This window comes from Pseudomonas sp. F01002, assembly GCF_004402115.1.
Classification (GTDB): domain Bacteria; phylum Pseudomonadota; class Gammaproteobacteria; order Pseudomonadales; family Pseudomonadaceae; genus Aquipseudomonas; species Aquipseudomonas frigoris.
In genome coordinates this window covers 1-4,842 of sequence record NZ_SOPU01000075.1, presented here as the reverse complement: position 1 = coordinate 4,842, position 4,842 = coordinate 1, and the positions used below count along the sequence as shown (strand labels likewise).

Here is a 4,842-nt window from a genome sequence, read left to right as displayed (position 1 = left end):
CGGGTCTGCTCGACCTGGCTAACGCCGAACAGGTGGCAGCCTTCGAGGCTCACGCGGTCGATGTGAAAGGTTGGTGTGATGCTTCGGACTACCTCGCAAAGCAAGACGACAGCCGCCACTGGGGTGCAGATAGAGAGTTGGCCAAGGGCAGCACCAAGGCCGGTCGGGCCAAGGGTAAACACCCGTTTGGCCTGCTCGCGGCAGCGTCCGTGGGCGACAAGCAAGCGGGTGCGAAATACATCGAATACGCCGGAGTGATGAAAGGCAAACGGCAGCTGTTTTGGTCGTCCGGCCTGAAAACCCGGGTCGGTCTCGTTGAGCGAACCGATGAAGAATTGGCCGAAGAAGAGCGCGATAGCGCGGAAATGCTCGGCCTGCTCGATTTGTCCGACTGGAAATTGGTGCGTGAGTCCGGCAAACGGGCTCAGCTGCTCGATGCCGCTGAAAGCGGTGGATGGCCAGCGGTGCAGGCCCTTTTGAAGGGGCTTGCGCCGGTGCTTGCTCCATCTGCAGGCTTGATATGTACACAACAAAAGCCACTGCGACGGAGAAGCGCAATGCAAATCGTAGAACTGAGCAACGAAGAAAAAACCCTGTTCATCCAAGCTGGCAAGGCCCTGTACGGCGAACCGTTCAAGGAAAAAGTCCGGGATATCGTGGGCGCAGCGCCAAGCCCAAGGACGGATGAGGAAATGGTCTATCTGGTCGCTGAACGCGATATGCCCACGCACGTGTGGTCGGCTTTCCAGCTCATGCGTAGGTGGGGCTATGCAGAAAACCAGAAAGACAAAGACCCTGAGCAGGAGGGCGAGGTGCTGTTGGTCGATGGGTCGATTTTGGATCTGCTGATGGACGCGTTTGCGCGAATCCTTGAAGCGCTGCTGGGTGGCAGCGCCGGGGCCCCGCCGGCTGGGCCGACTCGCAAAGCTCGACCAGCGCGCCAAGGGTCATTGCTCATCGAGCACGACGGTCGGCGTTAATCGCCACCAAAAAACAGGCCACCTCGCGGTGGCCTGTTTTTTACTGGCCGCGAAAAAAAGCCTGCAAATGCTCCCAGCGACTGAGCCGGGGCAGCGGTTTTTCGGGCTTTTCGGCTTCTTTTTTCCAGCGGTCGCGCTCGGTTGTGAGCGCAGCGGCTTGGGCTTTCAACGATCCGACTTGCTCTGCAAGTTGCGTGACTTTCTCCTGGTCATGATTGACCGTCTGCATTTTCGCCTTCAGTGCTGCCAATTCATCGACCAAATCGCGCACGTGAGCGATAGCCTGATCTGATTGAGCGGACAGGGCTGAAATACGCGCCGTGGCTTCCTGTAGCGCCTTCTCAGCCGTTTCTGCCCGCAATGTCAGCGCTTGTACCGATTCGCTGCGGCGCTGCTCCTGTGCGTCTTTGCGGGCTTGGCGCAGGGTCTCCAGTTCCTCGGCGGACTGCGGGAACGGCAGGTCGTCGCGCTTGCAGTCCAGGGCGAGTGTGTTCACTTCGGACGAGGTGAGGGGCTGCGTCTCAAGCCACGGGTAGGCCTGCACGACCGACCATGCGCGGCGCCAAGCTTTCCATGCACTGAAATTCCACCCAAGGCCGCTGACGTCCGTCGGCGCCTCGATCATTTCCTGCCAGCTCGAAAAACCCAGCTGCCCGATGGGGCAGCGCTGGATCGCCTCTTTGCTCGGGCGACCGCTGGACAGCACATCAGGTAAGAGCCGGGTGACCGTCCGCATGAAGGCCATCCACTGGCCGGGGGTGTTTTCGGTGCCGAGCGCGGCGACCAATTGGTCGTAAGCCGCACGAGCGGCGGGTGGAATGAGCATCGTCATCTGATGGCCGGGCATGGTGTTTTTCTCCGATCTTGGTTAACGGTGTAATAGTGTAAATTTTACACTATTTTACATTCTTTTGAAAAAATACTACTGGCTAAGTATACATATGTTTTGCGGCAGTGATATGCTTTTGAAGAACCATACTTCCGAGCGGAAGTATGGGGGTGTGGTGACTTCGTGAGGGACGAGTGAAGGCATGGGTGGGGTGCAGGAAGGAACGACCGGAATCCCCAGCCAAACGCCTTGCTCTTGATCTGTGAGGGGTGGGGGTCAAGAAGAAAATCGTGGGGGCCCCGTTCGAAGAATGGGGTTCCGATTTTGTTCTTGATGCCCAGACCGAACGACCCAAAGCCTATTGCTGGGTGTTGGGGGTCGCTTCATCCCCCAGCACCCTGCTACCGGCGAGGGCAGGAGATGACAAGAGGACAGAGTCCTCTTGGTTTTGATCTTCATCCGATACCGAGGGTGAATCTGATAGGGGCACCGATCAGCTGATGCAGTAGGGCGAAGGCAACAACGGTTTGAAACAGAACAGGATGGATCTGCATTGCGGGCCTCCTAGGCCTCGTTGAGTTCCATCACAGTCTGATGTCACGACGGAGGGCTTTTTGGTTGGGGTTTGCATGCTTTTTCGAAATTTCAGAAAACAAATAACAAGAGGGAAAACCCATGGCACGACGTAGCAAAGCAGCTTTGCAGAGGATGGAAGATGAGCGCGGGAAGTACGCAGGCGCGACTTTTTACGAAAGCCGCGAAGGCGGCGGCGCTGCGCCGATGATGCCGGATGGCTTCCGCGAGCTGAACAAAACCCGCAGTGAGTGGGAGGCGGTAGATCGCCGGATCGTCGACTGGACGGCGAGCGCTCATATCGCAAGCTGGTGGCACGGATCGGCGCGTTTTCCCACGCAGTGGGTCGCCGTTTACGGCATTGAGCGCACCAAGGTGATCAAGCGCAGGACGCCGGAAGCGATCCGGGCCCGCTTAGATGCGGGTGAGCGTGTGACACTCCGGGAAAAAGGACTTCTGCTCGAAGACGCGTTGGGCCTATGAACGCATCGACTGAAGAGAGCTACCGCAAGCTTGCCGCGCACTTTTACAAAACGCGGCTCCAGGGCGAACAGCCCACACCGAAGCGGATCGCCGATTCGTTGAAAGCGGCTGCCGGTGATTACCGCCCGGCGTATTGGCGAAAGCTGCGCAACGCGTTGGCTTTCGACCAACGGGAACGGGGGTTTGCCGAAGCAGCGAAGCGAATCGATGCCACAAAAAACCCACTGACAAAGGACGGGGCCACCGAAGGCATCAAGCCAAAGCAGGCCCGTTCAAGGCGGGTCGATCAGGCAGACGAAGATCGTCTAATGCAGCACTTTTCCAAGCTCGATGACCGGGCGACCACTGCGGCGCTGTTCGTATCGAAATACACCGGTGCGAGGCCTGCGGAGCTCAAAAACATTGAGATCCGGGGTGACCTGGTGTTTATCCACGGCGCGAAAAAAAGTCATGGCGGCGCCCGTGGGGCCGACCGTGAGTTGGTGTTGCCGCCTAAGGTCGTGGAGATGATCGGGAAGGCGCTGCCCTATCTGAAAGATGACATTGGGCCGATTCAAGACCGGATCAGGGCGGCTGGGAAAAAACTGTGGCCGCAGCGGAAGTCGGTGCCATCGCTCTATTCGTGGCGTCACCAGCTTGGTTCTGAGCTGAAAGCCTCGGGCATTGATCGCCGGGAAGTGGCGTATTTGATGGGGCATCAGGCAACGGAAAGCGTCGACAGATACGGCAACAGCCGAACCGCGAAAGGAAATGGGAAAGGTCTGCCGAAAGTACCGCCCGATGCTGACCTATCCTCGATCCGCGTCGATCACAGCGAGCCGCCTACGGCGAATGGTCGATCTATTGGGATCGATGCGGCGCAGGAAAATATTTCAGATTTTGAAAACGGCGGAAAAAGCTTGAAATTGCTGACTTCAGCGACAGAAAAGAGCCAAAAAGGCCAAAGAGTTGTCGATTGGGGTGAGTTGAAACCGGGGGGCTAAGAAGGCAAGATGAGCCGTCCGTCGCCAAAGAGCAGACGACAAAAACAACAAAACCCGGATCAAAGCGTTGGCGCGCTCCCCGGGTTTCATCGATATTCGTGGGGTAAGTATGTACATCGTGAGCACAAGTTTCAAGTGCCACCCCCGCCTGAGAGGCGGGGGTGGGCATGTCAAATGCGCTGAAAATAGGGCGTTCTGACGCCGTTCATGGGGTCGCCAGAACCCCACTCGGGAAGTACACGAAATCTGCTACCCCCCCCACCTCGACCGAGGTGAAAAACAAGCTGCGCGCTACGCGTGCCGAGCGCTACGAGCTGCTGGCAGCGGCGCGAGCCCTTTTCTTGTACCAAGGCAAGCAAGAACGCCTTAAGCATCCTCACGATTGGCACCGTTCCGCGAAATGCAAATGGATCAGCGTCGCGGGCGCCGTGGGCGTGCATGCGTCCTGCGAGCACAACAGCGCTTTCTACAGCGGCCTGATGAACTGCGGCAGTGTGTGGGCTTGCCCGGTTTGCGCGGCCAAGGTGCAGGAACGGCGGCGAGAAGAGATCGGCAAGGCCATTGCTTGGGCCTATGCGGAAAAGCTCCAGCCGGTGATGGTCACCCTGACCTTTCCCCATTATTCGTGGCAGCAACTGGCCGATCTGGTCGAACAGATGGCGGACGCTTTGCATCGTCTGCGCGCCGGGGCGCCATGGAAGCGCTTTAAAGATTCGGTGGAATATCAAGGTTTGATCCGCTCGTTAGAGCTGACGTTGGGCCTGCATGGCTGGCACCCGCACACCCACGAACTGTGGTTCGTCTCGGCGCTGGTCGATGCGGATGAGATGAAAGCGAAGGTTTTGGAGCGCTGGAAAGCCTGTTGCGCTCGTGCGGGTCTGCTCGACCTGGCTAACGCCGAACAGGTGGCAGCCTTCGAGGCTCACGCGGTCGATGTGAAAGGTTGGTGTGATGCTTCGGACTACCTCGCAAAGCAAGACGACAGCCGCCACTG

4 protein-coding genes and 1 pseudogene are annotated in these 4,842 nt (G+C 58.2%); 4 read left to right on the top strand and 1 reads right to left on the bottom strand.

All coding sequences use genetic code 11. From position 1 onward, the window contains the following. Positions 1-980: pseudogene (locus E3W21_RS31320) on the top strand (hypothetical protein); the annotation flags it as partial. Positions 981-1,020: 40 nt separating this feature from the next. Here E3W21_RS31320 and E3W21_RS28905 read toward each other — a convergent pair. Beyond that, complete coding sequence (locus tag E3W21_RS28905) at positions 1,021-1,827, bottom strand: hypothetical protein (RefSeq protein ID WP_134423056.1); 807 nt, start codon at positions 1,825-1,827, stop codon at positions 1,021-1,023. A gap of 657 nt (positions 1,828-2,484) precedes the next feature. On the opposite strand from E3W21_RS28905, the gene E3W21_RS28900 reads away from it, so the two are divergent. The 3 genes from E3W21_RS28900 to E3W21_RS28890 form a co-directional block, all read left to right on the top strand. Beyond that, positions 2,485-2,865 carry a hypothetical protein gene (locus E3W21_RS28900; RefSeq protein ID WP_134423054.1) on the top strand — a complete coding sequence of 127 codons (381 nt, stop codon included), beginning with the start codon at positions 2,485-2,487 and terminating at the stop codon, positions 2,863-2,865. Beyond that, entirely contained in the window at positions 2,862-3,848 is a 987-nt protein-coding gene (locus E3W21_RS28895) for a site-specific integrase (protein WP_134423052.1), read from the top strand. Before E3W21_RS28900 ends, E3W21_RS28895 begins: the two co-directional genes overlap by 4 nt. Before the next feature lie 167 nt (positions 3,849-4,015). Continuing rightward, on the top strand, positions 4,016-4,842 hold an 827-nt coding region (locus E3W21_RS28890), incomplete at its 3' end, for a protein rep (RefSeq protein WP_166793883.1).